The organism is Shewanella sp. SM29, assembly GCF_025654245.1.
Lineage (GTDB): Bacteria > Pseudomonadota > Gammaproteobacteria > Enterobacterales > Shewanellaceae > Shewanella > Shewanella oncorhynchi.
On sequence record NZ_JAKKRN010000016.1, the window covers coordinates 14,973 to 33,197 of the forward strand.

Annotated in this window: 15 protein-coding genes; 4 read left to right on the plus strand and 11 right to left on the minus strand. The window is 41.7% G+C overall.

Features of this window, described 5'->3' with window-relative positions; translation table 11 throughout:
• Positions 1–42: 42 nt before the first annotated feature.
• The 11 genes from L5L77_RS12500 to L5L77_RS12545 all read right to left on the minus strand — a co-directional run bounded on the left by L5L77_RS12500 (position 43) and on the right by L5L77_RS12545 (position 12,406).
• Positions 43–714 (minus strand): hypothetical protein, encoded by a 672-nt coding sequence (locus tag L5L77_RS12500; RefSeq protein WP_263222840.1) that lies wholly within the window; start codon positions 712–714, stop codon positions 43–45.
• Positions 711–1,334, minus strand: a complete 624-nt coding sequence (locus tag L5L77_RS12505; RefSeq protein ID WP_263222841.1) for a 7-cyano-7-deazaguanine synthase — start codon at positions 1,332–1,334, stop codon at positions 711–713. The genes L5L77_RS12500 and L5L77_RS12505 overlap by 4 nt, the downstream gene beginning before the upstream one ends.
• Positions 1,331–2,653 carry a nucleoside 2-deoxyribosyltransferase gene (locus tag L5L77_RS12510; protein WP_263222843.1) on the minus strand — a complete coding sequence of 441 codons (1,323 nt, stop codon included), beginning with the start codon at positions 2,651–2,653 and terminating at the stop codon, positions 1,331–1,333. Before L5L77_RS12510 ends, L5L77_RS12505 begins: the two co-directional genes overlap by 4 nt.
• Before the next feature lie 482 nt (positions 2,654–3,135).
• Positions 3,136–3,591, minus strand: coding sequence for a hypothetical protein (locus L5L77_RS12515; protein WP_263222844.1), 456 nt, complete (start codon positions 3,589–3,591; stop codon positions 3,136–3,138).
• Between the two features lie 420 nt (positions 3,592–4,011).
• A complete protein-coding gene (locus tag L5L77_RS12520) occupies positions 4,012–5,886 on the minus strand; it encodes a UvrD-helicase domain-containing protein (RefSeq protein ID WP_263222846.1) in 1,875 nt (624 codons plus the stop codon).
• An 8-nt stretch (positions 5,887–5,894) separates the two neighbouring features.
• Positions 5,895–7,847, minus strand: a complete 1,953-nt coding sequence (locus tag L5L77_RS12525; RefSeq protein WP_263222847.1) for an ATP-dependent nuclease — start codon at positions 7,845–7,847, stop codon at positions 5,895–5,897.
• A 330-nt stretch (positions 7,848–8,177) separates the two neighbouring features.
• Complete coding sequence (locus tag L5L77_RS12530; RefSeq protein WP_263222848.1) at positions 8,178–9,008, minus strand: hypothetical protein; 831 nt, start codon at positions 9,006–9,008, stop codon at positions 8,178–8,180.
• A 221-nt stretch (positions 9,009–9,229) separates the two neighbouring features.
• Positions 9,230–9,505: a hypothetical protein gene (locus L5L77_RS12535; protein WP_263222849.1), complete on the minus strand. Its 276-nt coding sequence runs from the start codon at positions 9,503–9,505 to the stop codon at positions 9,230–9,232.
• A gap of 650 nt (positions 9,506–10,155) precedes the next feature.
• Positions 10,156–11,526, minus strand: a complete 1,371-nt coding sequence (locus tag L5L77_RS12540; protein WP_411569235.1) for a Fic family protein — start codon at positions 11,524–11,526, stop codon at positions 10,156–10,158.
• Positions 11,527–11,714: 188 nt separating this feature from the next.
• Complete coding sequence (locus L5L77_RS22805) at positions 11,715–11,954, minus strand: DUF4113 domain-containing protein (RefSeq protein ID WP_081248465.1); 240 nt, start codon at positions 11,952–11,954, stop codon at positions 11,715–11,717.
• Positions 11,955–12,202: 248 nt separating this feature from the next.
• Positions 12,203–12,406, minus strand: a complete 204-nt coding sequence (locus L5L77_RS12545) for an MbcA/ParS/Xre antitoxin family protein (protein WP_006087145.1) — start codon at positions 12,404–12,406, stop codon at positions 12,203–12,205.
• A gap of 570 nt (positions 12,407–12,976) precedes the next feature.
• On the opposite strand from L5L77_RS12545, the gene L5L77_RS12550 reads away from it, so the two are divergent.
• From L5L77_RS12550 to L5L77_RS12565, 4 genes are read left to right on the plus strand one after another with little or no spacing between them, the layout of a single operon-like run.
• Complete coding sequence (locus tag L5L77_RS12550; RefSeq protein ID WP_006087147.1) at positions 12,977–13,609, plus strand: TnsA endonuclease N-terminal domain-containing protein; 633 nt, start codon at positions 12,977–12,979, stop codon at positions 13,607–13,609.
• On the plus strand, positions 13,590–15,524 hold the full coding sequence (locus L5L77_RS12555) for a DDE-type integrase/transposase/recombinase (RefSeq protein ID WP_263222853.1): 1,935 nt from the start codon (positions 13,590–13,592) through the stop codon (positions 15,522–15,524). Before L5L77_RS12550 ends, L5L77_RS12555 begins: the two co-directional genes overlap by 20 nt.
• A gap of 9 nt (positions 15,525–15,533) precedes the next feature.
• Entirely contained in the window at positions 15,534–16,448 is a 915-nt protein-coding gene (locus tag L5L77_RS12560) for a TniB family NTP-binding protein (protein WP_006087149.1), read from the plus strand.
• Complete coding sequence (locus L5L77_RS12565; protein ID WP_263222854.1) at positions 16,445–18,019, plus strand: TniQ family protein; 1,575 nt, start codon at positions 16,445–16,447, stop codon at positions 18,017–18,019. The genes L5L77_RS12560 and L5L77_RS12565 overlap by 4 nt, the downstream gene beginning before the upstream one ends.
• Positions 18,020–18,225 lie beyond the last annotated feature (206 nt).

An 18,225-nucleotide genomic window follows, 5' to 3' on the forward strand; every position in this document is an offset into this window, starting at 1 on the left:
GTACAATTCCTAAGTTTGCCAAAGGGATAAGTGAATTTCTTTTTAAAATAGTAGAAGCTCTTGTTGCGGCGATTGAGATTTAGATAAAGTAGTCCAAACCCAAGAATCAAAATTTCTTCTAGGAATGGAGAGTAGGTCTGCCGCCGAACAGAATACATCACGCAGAAAATCATAGTCAGTATGTTCTACACCAGCATTTTGAGCAAAGGTTCTAATATGTCTATCCACTGCAATTGAGTCAATGCCAACTAAGCATTTCATATAATCAACAGTTTTGGGGCCAATTCCTGTCAGGCTTTGTAATTCATTACAGAATATTCTTGTTGATAGGCGATCTTTTAAATCTGCGGATGTATTAACATCATTGTTGTACATAAATAAAACTAGGTTTTTGAACCGGCTTATTTTCGTATTATGTGACCAATTTAAAAACTCGCTGACAGTATCATTCTCAACAAGTAGAACAAGATCAAAAACAGTATTTTTATCTTTATGAGTATTTAAAATAATATCGATTCTTGGCTTTACGACAGTTGAGTAGTTCAGTCCAGCTTGAAGGATTGAATCAGCTAATACAGCTCCCATATGCTCATATGTAGGTCGGCTGTTGTTGTTAATTTGTGATATACCCTGTGCTTGAGCATAATCAGCCACTTTTCTGGCGGATTTAATGGTATGTATTGCTGACTGATATACTTGTGTTTCGAATGTCATATCTCTATAAACTCTGAAAGTGCTTTTAAGCGCTCAACGCAGTTGGGGCAAGCTCCACAAGGATACTGACTCGACGCTTGGCATGAGTAGGTTTTCCCTATAGGAACACCTAATTGCAAGGCGACTTTTACCACTTCAGCTTTAGATGAATATCGAAAAGGTGAATGGAATTTTACGGGGCCAATTGACTCTGTTAAACCATCTAGTTTATTCATAAAGGCAGAAGTGCAATCAATTTCTTTTGCGTGATTGCTGTTAATAAAGCCAGTAAATACATCCAAAGTGTTTAAAGTTTGTGCTCTGGCTGCAGCGGCGGCAAAAAATAGCATAGTTCTATAGGGGATGTACAGGTCATCATCTATAACTTTTTCACGCCATAAATCCGCTTCTTTTATCAGTCTAGATTTAGAACCACTAAATACTTCACTTATGTCGATTTTTTCTGGAACTGCAACAAAAGTTCGAGGTAGAACATCATTCAATCTAGTCCATTCAGTATCCATGCAATGCTGACCATAATTGAAAAAAAGTGGCTTTACTCTGATATTTTGGGATACAAGCTGGTAGACGACTGTTGTTGAATCTAGTCCTCCCGATGTCAGTACAATTGCTTCTTTCATTTGCGTTCTTTTTCTATGTTGGAAAGAGTTATAAATAGTGAGTTTAGGCATAAATCCATATCGTCGGAGTAACAGGTACTTCCCACTGTAATCATATTGTTATCATTCTCACATTTAGGGTCGTAAGTGATAACTGGTTTCTTTTGGGCAAACGCTATTCCAACTTCAGCTAATGTTCCCGGATCTCTGCCTAAAGGGACAGCGAAGACAACATCGCATTGATTGATTAGTTCTATATCTTGGTGGAAGGTTTGTATTCGCTCAAATTCGTTTGACTGTGCATTTAATTCGCCGTTCTCTATTATAGGACGCTTAACGGTAAAGTTGTGATAGCTCAAGCATGCTAAAACTCTGTCTAAGATTGTCCTATCCACATATGAAAAGTCAGGAGCAGCAAAATAAATGCTGTACTTATTCCTCTCATGCCAAGGAAGAAAGGTTCCACCTAGCTTTTCTTGTATTTCAATAGGAAGTAAAAGACTTCTGTGCAAATCTCTTTTAAAGTCATCAGGGAAAGTTGTTTGAGAATAATGTGTTGCTGCTAAAGCTCCCACTCTAGATGCCTCTTTCCAGCACCTTCCGTCAGAAGCAAGCGCTACAACAATTGCAGAATAAACATCTCCAACTCCTACAGAGTTAACTGTTCTATCTAGGGTAGAAGAAATGTTTAGTACTTCGTTGTTTGTAAAGTCAAATAGTCTACTTCCTCCTCTGTTTTCTTTTAGAAGGAAGCTACTTGGACCTAAACTAGATATTTCTTTTAATAATGATGCAATATCATTTCTTCCGTGTTCAATAAATAGGTCGGAAGAGGTTGATGTTATGATAGATAGTAATCTCCCTTTAAAAGGGTTGAGACTTGAAAATGAATCAACTCCGTAAGCAATATCAATACTAAAAACTGCACTTGTGCTGAATTGCTTGATGATCTCATTTAGGTCGAAACTACCTGGAAAAATTAGAATAGAGTTAAATTTGCAGAGATCATTAAAAACATCGTTTAGTAAAACTTCTTTTGTCTCCCTAAGTAAATCCTCATAACCTTGTTCACTAACTTCCGTTGGGTCTGCTATAGCAATAACGTTTGGTGCGCCTATAATTTCACCCAAAAAAATGACTTCACTACACCCATGAGCTTTCAAGTAAGACGAGGTTTCTTTTTGTAGGTAACTTGGACAAATTATGGCTACAGAGTAAGGGATGTTAGCAGCCCAAAGACCTCGGCAGGCATGGACGATTCCCCCAAGCCTCAATTTGCATTTTTTTTGTGATGTAGGGAGAGTGAAGTCGACAAACACTTCACCTAGGATCAGCAACATAAATATGTCTCCTACTATACGTGAGTCACATCAATACGAACTATAGGTTGGGGTATCAAACTCGTATTTGTAATTACACCTATGTAAGAGTGTCCATCTTGTAAGCAAGCTGCTAGATAATTGAACTGGGTGGGAAGTGCTCCCAATGGCAACTGGCTCCTAGCTTCAATTGCTACTATTCTTGACTGTCTAAAATTTATTTGTACTGCATCTCCAACGTTAGGTAGAGAGCTATTAGTTGTGTAATATGCCGATATCCCTACGTCTTCAAGAATACAGTTTAACGACATTAAACATCTGTCAGTGCCGCTAGCGCCCCCAGTTTCCCCTCCGACGCTTCTTGATCCTGAATAATCGGTAAAGCGCCCAGATCCTGTACTTCCCATGTGAAATTCCTTTTTGTAGATATATCATGTAATTGCAAATTATCTATGTAGTGGCATAGTGAATTTGGCTATCTGATTAGAGGTATAAGCCAACACTTAAACAATCTCGACTCCATAATCAACTAATGAGATATCAAAGAATGGCTCAAGAATGTGTTGTTCAAACTCTTCAACCTCAGTCTCTGGAACTTGAACAAACGTCGAGCGATGGTTAGGCGCCCACCACTTGTTGGGGCCTTCGTAACCAATATTGCTGTTAGCTAATCGGATTATTCTGAAAGGCCTATCAGCCCATCCCTCCCCCTTCGATGAGAACACGTTAACAGGACCAGTAAACTGCCCTAATAAACAAATGCCGCGATTTCCATGAGTGAGATAGAAGTAATCACCAATCTCAGCTTGAATAAAATTTTCTGCTTGGGTGACTACTGATTGCCCTTTTGCGGGAGTATCCAGATGAACGTATACCAGCCTTTGTTCAATAGATGATGAGATGTCTGAACGAGAAAAATACTCAGTGCCTTGGGACAACTTCCAAAAGGTCAAACGCATGTGAACTCCATTTCAATAACCTAAATATGCAATACACTGTGTTGTATACTAACCAGCGTCCCACTTGCAACATTTTATTAGAGAAAAACACTTAGTTGTCACATTTAGTGAATCGCCACTACTTCATTGGACAACTGTCAGTTGATGCACCGCAGTCTTGCAGTGAAAAAGAACTAATCAACGATGTCAGTTTGCAACTTATGTAACTCGTCCTGCATTTTAATAACTGTTAAAGTGCAGTTTTCGTGAGTTATAGCGCTTAAACGATGTGTTTTGCGCATCATCGTGACAAATTTGTCTCAAACTAAGCTTATGCAGCCCTATATGCATACATAAACACGTTAGTGAATTTGGTAAGTTAACAAGTCACATATTAGCTCTGATATCTTGATTTATATTAAGGCTGAACATTCAACTCGTTCAAATTGCATATTCATTAACGCCCGCAACATTCAACAAAGTGTAAAAATCTGCGACCTTAACTCTATCCCCTCTTTCCTGGCAATAGAAAAATATCGCTCTTTGTTTCGCCCGCGAAAGTGCTACAAAAAAAGTCGATAGCCCTTCGGTATCGCCTGGCTTATAGGACCACCAAGCGTTGTCGTCGATCCCCATGAAAATGGTTGTATCGAATTCTAGCCCTTTACTTTTGTGTATAGTCATAAGCGGAATATGGTTTGTGCCTTCAAACTCATCCAACAAACCTTCCCAAGAACTTTGAGTATCAAGACATTTTGTAAAAAACTCTTCAAGTGCAGCCACGTTTATTTCAAGTAAATCCCCTGTTGCGTAGCGAGAAAAGGAGCTGCGAAGATCGTCTGAATTAATAAATGTAATGGTTTGCTCAAATACATCTCGACCATTTTCCAATGTCATAGGCTGTTGCATTAACATCCGTAGTGTAGAAATAAACTTTGTTAGCTGGAGTTCAACCTGTCGCAGTGCTTTTTCATCTTCCTGGTTAGTATTTCGAAGAACCTGTATATCTGATGATAATTGACTCCACGCTTGTGCATTTCGACGACCAAGCCCAAGTTTTAGCAGAGTAGAAAATAAAATAGTCACTTCTTCGGCAAGCAAGTCTTGTAATGTAGTTTGGCCTATTTTTACACTCTCATTTCGTAAGCTCAGTCCATGTAGAGCGAGATAATAGGATAGCGGTTGTTCATAATCCTCTGGTTTTTGACGCACTAAAATAGAATAATCTCTTGGATTAAGTGACCGGCTTTGCATGTCATTTGCAATCCACTGAGCCAAATGAATCGCCTCTTGCTCTACGTTGTTACTACAACAAATCCATGCGGCATCACCGAAAATTAGGCTGTTATTACTTGTATGAATCTCTCTCACTTCATGGTCGATAGCTTGTGCAATAACATGTTGTATTCTGACCAATTCAGGTGAAGAGCGATGATTAAGAAGCAGAGAATACCGCTGTGCCGCAAAGTCGGCCTCAAATTGGTGAAATGCATCACCTCTAGCGCCAGCCCAACCCATTATTCTTTGCTTGTAATCTCCTACGGCTGTTACTTCCGCCTCACTTGACTTGAAAACAGAAGATAGAAAGTCATATTGGGCAAAGGTGGTATCTTGGAACTCATCAACAAAGACAATAGGATACGATGCTCTAATAGAGCTTCGAACATGATCGTTGGTACGAATAATATATTCAGCAAGTCGATTTAGTGCTAAAAATGACACTCTGGAAATACCATCTGCATAATTCATTTGCTGACTCAACCAAAATGCTAGAAACTCCTCCTCCAACCATGACAATTTTGGATCTCCTACCCGCACACTTCCGACAAACTGATTCATGTTTTGGAGTCTTTGCGCAAAGCGATAGATACCCACCGCATTGCTAAAATTATTTCTGAAACAACTAATAAGCTGCTTCTCTTGGGCAAAAGAAGGAAAAGAGATTTCATATCGCTTTGATGGGCGCTGACGCTCAGGCAAAGCCATGCGAAATCGATCCACTAAATTCTTAGTAAAAGCGTCAAAAGTCATCGAAATAAATCGAGTACTGAGTTCTTCTGAACAACGCTCTTTCACTCTATCTGCGAGATTTTTGGCTGCATCAGTCTTAAATGATATAGCCAGAATTTTCTTATTTAGTGGACATATACCTGTCTCAAGCAGGTATGCAGCCTTTTGCGCTAAAAACTCGGTCTTTCCGGCTCCAGGGTCAGCAATCACGCTTGTGGACTCTCGCCGCCTTATTGCTTGCCAAGCATTTGGCTCAAGATCATCAATGCCTTTGGGATGCCAGTAGTCAGGTTGAATAAACTTCATTCGCCCCCCTAGCTTTGAAGGGCTATGTGAATAGACTGAACTAAAGCTCGTAGCTCTTCTGGTGCGTTTTGAGCCAACTGTTCTGGCGGAATAGAACTAAGCACTCGAATGTGCGTGCTCGGCTTACCTCTTCCTAAAAAGAGATATCTATACCAACGTAAGTCATTTACGTCACCAGCGTAGAATTCAGGATTCCCTTCATTCCCCATGACAGCATTTCCGGGTTCACCACGCATGGATGGCCCATTAGAGTATTCATCTGGGGCAACCCGGTATTGGTAAGGAAATGCTTTTAACATTGAATAATCAATATCTAATGGGCTTGAAAAATAAACACCGTAGCGCCTGAGTGCGTTAACCCAAGAGCTAATGTTAGTCAAATCAGCAACCGGATAAGTATCAAATGCATCAAGGTTATATTGGTACCCTGACGGGTTAAGGTATTGCCCAAAAATATCTATGGGCTGTACGCCATGCTCTATCAACTTGGCTAGTGCATTCTTGATCCTTCCCCAGCCACCGCCATATCTGCCCCAATCGAGATCGAGTAATGTGATAAAGGGGATTTTTAAATCAGTCAGCAAACGCCACATGTGATTCACATGACGGCCCCCTAATGGAACCATGGCGACAAATGACCTATCAATTGGAATGCCCATAGCTTCTGATATAGCGGGCAGAATTACCTCCTCGGAAGCCCCCTCCCCGAGAACCACGACCTTAGCGAAATACAACTCTGGATAAGCTCTCACCGCTTGCTGGATGTACTTTGCAGCTTCATTACCATCAACTGGTAAAGTAAGTTGACGAACTATGGTGGTGTTTGATCCTATTGCTAGCTTGAAGTGCCTGACTTGCATCGGTTCTATTCTGGCGAGGATGCTAGGCGAATGGCTGGATAGCACGGCTTGTGCTCTTAAACCATACGATAGGCTACTAATCTGATTTATTATTCGGGACAGATAAAATGGGGCTAGGTTATTCTCCGGCTCTTCAAGCGCCAAAATAGTCAATGAGGGCAAAGACAAATCTGCCCCGAGAAAATTATTACGTTCAGGCTGAGCTAAGATCTCGGCTTCAACATCGAGAGTGGTTGAAGTTATGGCGATGTGAAACAACGAACTTTGGCCATCGCTTAACTCATCGATACTACGATCTCGAGCGCTTTCATCAGGGTGAAGCAGTACCTCTACCTTCCGAACAAATTCTTCAAAGCGTAGGTCGACCGGACGAAACTTCGGTGTACTATTAGTTCCAGCAGAGTGTAGTTCCTGCCAACGCTCTGTGAGCTTTTCGGTTATGGTACTAATCGCATTTTCACCCTCAAAGGCCTCATTAAGCTCAGTGGCCTTTTGAGTAAAAGATGACCGAACTTGCTCCGACCAGTTAATGGCCTTCCAAAGTCGCCCTTTCAGAAATGATGAGACCTGGGAAGATGCACACCTCGTAGCAGGTACGTAAATCAATTGGATTCGAGAGCGATCCGCTGGGCGCACATTATGAAAATCAGTCTCTTCTGGATTGCCCCATGTCGTAATCGCGCGGAACTGGCTCGTTATGTACCCATCTATTGAGCCATCATCTTCCCACTCCGCTTCCAAGCGCAAACGACACTTCAGTTTGCCGCTCTCATCTGTCACGCTCATATGGTGAAAGAAGTCTGGTACCACAGAGTGATCTCCATTTTCATCATCCAGTTCAGGGAAGGCGACAATGGCTTCAAGCGTTAGAGTTCGATTTCTGGGCCTTTCTTCTTCCGAAGTGGGAATATGGAAATCCTGACGCCTGATAGTCCGCTGTTCATTGGATATGCCAAACAAACGCTGTAAAGCCAGCATCAAGGCTGTTTTCCCTGAACCATTTGCTCCAACTAAGGTGGTAAGATCCGGATCGACAGCTATGCTCTGACCTTCTGGTCCAAAGCCTCTAAAGTTGTATAGTTTTATTGTCTCAATATGCACGTCTGCTTTCCTGCTCTTCATACCCACAAATTGCTCAAAACACCCACTAAAGATAACTGTGATGTGAACGCCTCTTATTTTTCTCTATTGCACGCCCAGAGCGTAGCCTTTACAACAAGTAAATGGTCGTTTTCTAGGTTAGCTTCGCAAGAAAACATTAACACTGCTAACATTTTTTATAAGTTGGTACAAATAGCAAATGCGAGTTACGTCATCATATGGACTTTAGTGATACTGAAACACACAATGGGGGAGTTTCTTCTTCGCCACCGCTCCATAAATCGAAGAGGGACCAATGCGAGAAACTTTTCCGTGGCAGCAATTTGTTAGCTACGGCTTCTTTATACCTCTTAACTTTGGCTGGCGCTGCGCATTGTTTAAAATTTCCATAGATTCACCACAGCATCTTTCAAATAACTCATTTCGCCATTCAATCGAATTAAAATCTTTCGAAGAAGTGACTTCAGTTCCATTGAGGTATCGTTTTCCTCTATGTATTACACCAAAATTCTTCGATGGACCTACTCGATAGATCCCTACGAGTTGTGGAGCTCCTCCACTATATGGATCTTGCCTAGACTCAAGTGAGTCACAGAAAGCACTAAAAACATTTCGACTAGTACTTCCTGATTGATGAGGATCCTGGTTAGATTTCCCAACCCACTCCCCATACCATGTTTTTAAAGATACCTTTCCACTTCCAGAAATTGCTATTAACCCAGACTTTTCAGGTAATTCAATGTTCTGAACAGTAACTCCATCATGATCCACCTTAATCCAAGATGCGTGGAAGATAGACTGCATTCTATGCCCCAATCGAGATGCATATAAAATTTGGCAGGTTCCTCTTTGAAGCTTTGGCATCAAATTAAGGCTCCTTTCAATCTGACTTCTAACTTTTTCAATTTTTATTTCGATAGAGTCGCTTTCATTGAACAGCAATCTATCATCAATATGCTCAACTAATTGACCTAAGATCTGTATAGGGAATGAAACTGAGCCACAGTAGCCAAATATGTCAGGAAAATGTCTTGAAGCAAACAACTTCCGTCCTGCGTCCCAAGTAGCCTTCTTGCCCCATGAAATTCGGCTATCACTAGCAATATAAATTGATGCAGGACCATGAGTATCGATGCCAGTCCATGAAAATAGTGTTGTCATATGTACATCTCTGAGTATAAATAGTATTGTTAACACATTCGTGGTGCTAATCGTCGCCATAACTGAGCAACCCCGGGCCCCTCCACCAATAATATTATGGGGGGGACAGGTAGAGAACATTTCCCTAGGTAAAACTGGGGAATTCCCGGTCTCGATGTTACTACCGTCTTTACAGCTAATATCTAATTAAAGGACGTGAAGTATGTGACAATGGCTAGCCATTACTCAACAAAGCCATTTTTATGCAACCCTAACTTAATATAGTAATTTATTGAGTCATCGCTAGAATTTGTACTGGTCCAACACTCCCGATTCAAATCGATATATTTTCGAGCGACTTCAAGCCTTTCCGCTGGTTCTAATGAATAGATTTTTTTCCACATTTCTTTTTTTACTGGAAATTTACCATCAACCTCAAAGTAGTATTGAGAGATACTCATGGTGACTGCACTCAATAGGATTTCCTGCTGCTCAGACTCTGGCATTTTATACTTCATTTTCTTGTTCTCATTGAATGAAATCTACAATGTATTTGACAGCTGAATCGTTGCCATACCTCTCATCACTCTGTAGCATTACTAAAATTTGGTCAACAAGGATTAACGTAAATCTATAGCTTTAAGGTGTGAAACTCGCTTTGGGGCATAACTTTGTCAGCATTCTCACTCAGTATGAATAGCCAGATTTAAATTCGACAGATTCCGGTTCCAAGAATATACTACTAACGCTTGTTATGAGAAACGCGGCTTCGGCTCCACTCGTAGACAGATGAATTCAAATAGCCCTGTTCTCTTCCGCGCATAGCGTATTGACCACAGGTAGCGCGAAATAGAGCCACTTAATGTGGCTCTTATCGTTTATAGAAACGCGATATTCGAGGGTGAATGAGCGTGATAGATTCGCCCTTTCAGTACCCACCATAAGAAAATTTGGAACTGTTTCATCTTAAGGAAGATCATCAGTATCTTACTGACTCTAGGATTGGGGCTAAAGCGCATATAAGATTGTGAGTTATTACCACTAAGAAATCTAAGATTAACGCAACGCATACCGCAACGAGAGGCTGCCAAACAACAATTGTCGTAAAGTAGTATGTTCCGTTAAAACTCATCTGTCGGTCTTTACGTGACAACGCAGCTGAATATGTTCATCCTAAAAAATATTCTGTCGCTTTACCTATTTTTTCACGTCCGAGTATTCCAGCAGTAACCATGTCATCAAGTCTTTGCTTAACCGTGTTATAACTAAGACCCAGTAGTTTTTCGACCTCTCTGGCTGTAATCGTCGTTTTTTTTAAATAACGAGGCTCATCAGCAACAAAACCAATAATTTTTTTCTCAATATCATCTAAATCAGAATACTGCTCGGCCAATTCAGTCATTCGATATGCAGCACGCTCATATGCAGAAACGAATTCAGTAATGGCACGATTGATAATACTTAACTGATATCGAATAAAATAGGTTAAATCTAAGTTGTCATGCTCACAATCCAGATAGCTCTGACCGTATTTGATGGGCGATTTTTGCAACAGCGCTGAAATCGCAATATAGCGAAACCCCGTATAGCCACACTTAAACAGATACCAATAAAACAAAGCTCTTGCTATCCGTCCATTACCATCACGGAACGGATGAACATAGCCAATGACAAAATGAAGAGTGATTGCCTGTATAACCGGGTGAATGTGATCGTCAGTCGAGTTTAACCAATTCACGACGCGGGATAATAGGCACTCAATAGCATCATGCTTTAGTGGCTGATGAACGACCTCACCATCAGCGTTCACAACCGCAATATCATCTGTGGTTCTAAATATCCCAGAGGTGTAGTTTTTTTGCTCTAAGTGCTGCGTACCCATTCTATGTAAGGTTTTTATCAAATCAATACTGAATGCCTCATCCTTGAGGTCCCACGCTGCATTCATTAAGTCAGCATTCCCAACAATCATCCGCTCACCATCAGTACAAGGCCTACGCTTCTTTCGGAGCATTTCTTTCGCAATCAGCGTCGTTGTTGCAGCGCCCTCTAGCTGACTACTCGATATAGCTTCATCATCAATCAAATTATTTTTAAAGTGCTCAAAATGTACGCTTTCTCCGATTTGCTCAAGCACTCCGAGCATCGCACTATGCGTGGTGTAGCGGTCAATCTGTGACAAAACCCGACTAAACTCATGCAAGTGATTAAATCGGCAATATGTCATGAAGTCAGGAGATTGCGATAGCGCTCGGTTTACGGACTCCGGCAGGTGTAGTGGTAACGGTTTATTTTCTAACGGGGTGAGATTGATTAGCGAACTGTCTCTATGTAGCCGAACTAACCACCAACAGAAATTAACATTTAGGCTAGGCTTAACGCTGCGTCTAAATTCATCAAAGGAATGATACTCGATATGAAGTGAACTGATGTAATCCATGTATTTATTAGGATCATCACCATGATTACGGATCTCAAATATAACATCACTGATAGTGCTAAACGGACACTCAGGCGGTGATAGATACTGACCTGACATAAATTTTATCTCAAAAAATCCAGTTATTGAGACAAGATTAATCAAATTGATAGAATTGAACGAGCTTTTTGTTACATAGAACTTCATTCATGGCTTTACAGTAATTAACGTACAGAGGCTTCATTGAATGCATTGCGTTAGGGCAAACGTGTAAATCTCTCTAATCACTTTATCTCGGGCAGACAATTCTACCCGGTCGCACAGTGTGGTGTGAGCATGTCTGGCCGCGTGTTCCATTTTTGCGCGATACCTTGAGTAGCAATTAAGTGTGTGTCTGCGCCGTAACGCTGATTGTTACTATCAAGAATTTGTATTAACGCGGGGTTAACTTTTAGCGCGTAGAACAAATCTAACCGGCGGTGTTTATGCTCACTAAATCGATTAACACTACACCGATGTTGTAAGGGTGATGACGGCGCATTTCTCATTCAAGCTGTTTCAAGCTAACTGGGCATCCCTTTTCAACCACCAACAGACTTAGACTGACGCCCTTCCAAATGAGTTATAGCGATATTAATGTTTGATAATCAAAAAGGTAGCAAAACATGTGTTGGGGTTTTCATCTGGCAAGGTCAAAAAGGTCTTTGATAATCGCTTATAGCCCTGTGTTACAGGGCATGCTTAATGGGATGTTGGATCGCAAGTGAGCATGGCCGTTTCAGTGCACTATTGAAGGCTAAGAATACTCCCCTGCTTCTATTTTATTTAGCCATTCATTGACTAATTTACAGCCCTCTGGTGTTTGCATTAATGCGATGGGCTTATTGTTACCTAGTACTGGGATTTCACTATTAAACAGTGTTTCAGCGAGGGTTTTCTCACCATAAATTTCACATGCCCTATTAAATAGGCACTCGGTACTTAGTGATGTTGAGTTCATAAGGTTAGTTCGCTTCTCGTAAAAGGTGTCATTCCAAGTGTAGCAAAATCATCAATGATTAGTCCTGTCATAATCATTTTCTGTTCATCAAGATATTTAGCGGCATTCATAGGTTTGAAAATACTTTTTAGCATAACAATTCACTCTGGACGATTAACTGCTTATATCTTTAGGCTGTATATTACGCTGCAATACACATTACTATTGAAATATATATCAAATAAAATTAAGTGTGCGCGGCAAAATAAAAGAAAAGTTAAATTAACCACACTGTAAAAGTATTAATAATATCCGAATTGAATATGAAATTAATAGGTGCGAAATTCATAAGTTTATGATTTTATGTTTGTTTATTTTTGGCACCATCATTCGTCACTGCTCTCGAATACAGCGTGTGTTTTCGTAAAAAATATAAACAAGTCAATATGAAAACGTGAGGCGCCGATGGGTGGCAACATATTTACGATATTCAACAAATATTCAAACCTCTCTTGCGTTCGCTAAAAATATTTATTTACACAATAATTTGGAATCACTAATGTGTATATCTATCCATAAAGCGAGGTTAATATGAAACCCAGAAAAATTCCGCGACACAGTAAAGTGATGGCGCGCATTCATTTCCATTCACAAAAAAATGATTCTACACGTTTCTGTGATAGTGAACTAGAAGTTGCTCGATTATTGCTATTGGAGTTTGAGGATGATGTCATTGCATATAATACCCAACCGGCGTCATTTACATATCTCGTCAACGGAAAAAATAGACGTTATACGCCTGATCTCATTATTTCACATAAACATAAAGGGGTGTATTTCGAGGAAATTAAACCAAAAGACAAACTCGGTAGTCAAAAAAATATTGAAAAATTCGATATTCTCTCAAAAGCCTTTGCCGCCATCTCTGACAATGGTTTAAAGCTCGTTACTGAAGAACAAATCTATGTCGGCAGTACAATTGCAAATCTAAAAAAACTCTATCATTACCGGTCACTTACGCTGTCAGAACAATGCCAGCAGGTAATGCAAGAATTACCCGCGCGTATCACATATTGTGGTCTCATTAGCTGGGCAGAATCTCATCAATGTCATGTTTATGATCCGATGATCCTATTAGCAAATCGATGCTACACATTCGACTTAACTTGTATGTTAAGCCCATTAACTCATCTGGAAAGATCTTATGGCTCAACAAATCTTTAAAGCCAATATGGTTATTTGTCGCAATAATCGTGACTACCGGATAGTCATGCTCGATGACACGTTAGTGACACTAGAGGTTGTGGACAGCAAACATCATCAGGTGTTATCGATTGACCAGCTATTGTCTGAATATCAACTAGGAAGTTTGAGCCTCCCTAAGACAAATCTGAATCTTGACCAATCTTGGCTAAACGAACAACAGAAGGCTGATCTTCGGCGTTATAACACCTACCTAAACTATCTAGACAAACTCGAATACCCAGGTGCAATACGTTCACTCAATATGGCTATTTCGACCTGCGGAGAGATATTAAATGAACCGGTTAATTGCCGTCCATCAACATCAACACTGCGGCGCTGGTATTCAAAATGGCTAAACAATAATAGACAATTCATCTATCTGCTGGCCTCCAGAAAACACGATCCAAACCTGACACTCAGCTGCAGAATCGATGCAGCGATGCGTTCTCTCGTCGACGATGTCATTGATAGTTTTTATCTGACTCTTAATGGCCCCAACGCGGCGGATTGTTACCGAACGCTTATGCAACAACACAGGCGCATGGCACTTGACTGCCCAATGATATCAAAATCGACATTTTACAGAGAAATAAAAAAATTAGATGAAAGCGTTATTATTAGGCGGCGGCAAGGTTCGGTCGCTGCAAATAAATATCTGCGCACTGCAAACCATCAATATCAGGTCAATGGGCTATTTGAAAGATGTGAAATGGATGCGGTTCACGTCGGTATTTATCTCGTTGATCAACATGGCGATATCGTTGGGAAGCCGATCATTTTCTTGATGATTGATGCTTTTAGCCGCTGCATTATGGGAATGCATATCAGTATCCAAGAAGGAGAAACCACTAATGCAGCGGTGAGCGCATTACGCCATGCCATTTTGCCCAAATCCAATCAACAATATTCCTTTATGGAAAATCCATGGACATGCCATGGTACGCCCATGGATCTGTACGTCGATTCTGGCGCAGCATTCATTAATGAATCATTCGACGCACTATTAGCTCAACTCAAGATCAATCGAATCGCTGGGCCGTCACGCCAGCCCTGGAAACACAGTTTTATTGAACGCTTTAATAGTACGTTACGCGACAAACTCAAGGGGATACCTGGATATGTCGGAAAATTAACGGATGGTTTCACCTATGATCACCCGGCAAAGCACTATGCCACCCTGACGGTCGAGGAATTCGAAAAGATTGTCTGTATTCTCATCAATGATATATACCATCAAGAAGCGCATGCAGGAGTAGGAAATCAAACGCCAATAGCGATGTGGAACACACATATTCGCTATTCTCCGGCTATTGTGCCTGCCAATGTTGCGATATTTGATCTTTACCTGCGGCAACAAAAACGAGGCACACTCCAGCAATTAAAGGGATTGCAGTATAAAAATCAGTTTTTTAATTCCATGGAATTACGAAACCTTTTTGAACAATTAAAAAAGAATAGTCGTGATCACGGCAAAGTCACTTTTTATGTTGATGAGCTAAACGCCAGTAATATCATGGTCATTAACCCGTTAAACCAATCTGTGTTAACTGTGCCTAACACCAACAAATTAGCTTGGGGAAAAACCTTCCTGCAACTGAAAATGACCAAGAAAATTTTCATGCCTAACGCAGGTGAACTGAAGGTCAACGATATCACAAAACAGGCCCTCGATCGCAAAAAGAAAGCCGCTCGAGACGTGAAAACGAGCCACAATCTTGCCGATGAGGCGTTGTCCATGGACACACCGCTGACTCAAGATGTTATTCAAGACATGTTAACTAAACGTGAAAAAGTGGCTCATCAAGCGCTGGTATTATCGCCAGCAAAACCGACGGACAGCGATGTCCCAGAATCCGCCGTGATCCCTAAAATAATCAATTACCAAACCAGCTAGGAATAACACATGGATCACTATCAACCTCAACGAAAGCCTATCACCACAGCATTTTTATCTCGTTCAGTTTACCACTTTGAGTGCAATGCAGTGATTGCGGCATTAGAACGCAGCCTGAAAACAACTGGCCTTAATCCGACTGGGCTGATGATTGTTGGCGATTCTGGTCTTGGTAAATCCACAGCGCTGAGACTGTTTGAACAACGATTCAGTCGACCTGCAACAGAAACACATTCCTACAAAACAGTCGCCAATGTCGTGACCCCTGTGGATGCCAGTGTGAAAAGCTTGTGCTCCGCACTCCTGAAGGTCTTGGGTTGCCCGACGCCAGACAGAGGAACCGCCAACAGTATGTTCACTCGGATCACCACCTTGATCCACGAGCTCGATACAAAAATCATCATTTTTGATGAAATTCAACATCTAACTGAGCGTAATGCCCAGAAAAAAACGCGGCCAGTTATCAATCTCGTTAAAAACCTGATGACCGAAACAAACTGTCCGGTCGTCCTCGTTGGTATGCCTGACGCGACAGAACTATTGAGCATGGATCCGCAATTAGCACGACGATTTTCGAAATCGGTGACGCTCAAGCCTTTTAGTATGACTGATGAACTCATCACTGAGGAATACACGGCCTATGATCTGTATGTTTCATTTCTCCACTCGATTGCGTCTTTCATGCCAATTAAAACCATTAATCTCATCGATCCGAATGTTGCTCGTCGTCTCCTTGCCGCCAGTCGCGGAAAAATTTCTATCATTATTAAAATTTTGGAGTTTGTGATCGAGAATAGCCTTGACGGTAAGAAGGCGACATTACTCGATTTTTCCACCGCGTTCCGTGATATTGCTGATCATGACATCTCACATTGTCCGTTTTTAATCACGAGCAACCAATTAGAAAAGTGGTATTTTTCATGAGTGCAGTGACATTACCCATCAGATTGCGCCCCTATGAGGCCGAATCCCTGCCGTCCTACCTATGTCGGCTAGCCACCGTCAATGGCTGGTCAACCATGGCCGAATTTTTATTGGTCATGGGGATAAAGAAAACCAAAATCGATCCGGATGTCTCGCTTGACCGCCTAGTGCAATTAACCCACCTTCCCCACTCGGAGTTTCTACCGCGCATGGAGGAGATCCCAAGGTCCATGCCAGCGCGGATGTTCTATCAACACCCCCCCAGATTTTGTCCTATTTGCATCGGCACCACACCGTACGTGCGTCATGTCGAGCACTTTAAGACAGCGCTATTTTGTGTAAAACATCGTTGTAAACGCATTGATCAGTGTCCCTGTTGTCAGCATCCCCTCACTTGGCAGCAGCATCTATTTAGTCACTGTTTGCAGTGCAAACAACCCTGGGCCACTTTACCCGCCAACCATGAAATCGATGTTGATTATCAACAATGGATTGAACAAGAAGAAGGCGCAGAGGAGCGGTTGCACTTATTGCATCGGGCAATCACCCGTCTGATTTATCCGACCGATCTCGATCCCCTTCCACCAAACCACAAATTGAGTCTAGACAGTCAGTACATTCTCGATGCATTTCACCTGTTGCAAGGCCGTTTTGACCTGATTTGGGGCAAACAATGTGCCGAAGATCGTCACTATCTCAGCCTCTTTGGTGAACATCATGTGCAGTCGCCCCTCACCAGCTTGCGTGAGCTGAATGGCTTACCGGCTCAGGTGGCTGAAACCCAATCCACATGGCCCAGTTATACCGTGCACGACAGAGTGGATAAACATCCACACATTACAGTGCCTTTAGCGTGTCGAGTGAGTACATTTTACCTGCGTCAGCTGCTCGACTTAACGGCTGTTCAACTGAGTATTCTCGAGGACAGTGGCCATTTTGATAGCCTATACCACCTATCCAATTCACGGCACCGAACTTATGATATGCGCCAAATTTATCGCTGGTTTAAGACACGTATTAGCCAAGATAAATGTGCCTATTACCCTGAACAGAGTTTTAACAAACTGCTTATGATGTATGGCATCGAGTTCAGTCGACTGTTCGAGGGGATCCATCAGGGAAAATTTCGAATAGCCTTGGCCAGTTACAATGAGCAATTAACACTCCACCTGGCCGCTGAGGATGTGAAACAGTTTGTCGAAGATAATGAAGTATTTGATCCACAAGAAGACAAATCGCAAAAGTGGGTTGCTAGGCGTTTGAGGATCCATTTTGCGGGAATGAAGGAGATGATCCGCCCAGGGCTATTTGCCTGCAGCCGCAATCGTGACATCACACGCGCGTCATTGCAGGCAGTGTTAGTGCAATATTCATCATTACAGCGCTGGTGTTACCTGCGTAGTTACCACCGTTATAGTGTTGAGCGTGTGATGGTCGAGGCACAAATTATCCCCATTTTTAGCTCAACGTATTGCACTCTGTTGACCCATGAACAGTTAGCGCAATTGGCAGTGCTCACCGACAGCCGAGCCGAACTTCAATTAGAAAACAATCCAAAATGGGTGGTGTAGTGTCATTTTTGCATGAAGCGACGCTTCGACAATTCCAAGGGCAATGTGAGCCACAAACGGTTATAAACTTTCATGCTGTTGCAACGCTAAATCGCCGATTAAATGCGTATAAATCGACATTTGCGGGCGATTTTGCCTTAAAACGGCTATAAATCAGGGTAAACTTGCCGATTTAACATAAGCACGAATTGCGCGCAGTCGACCCC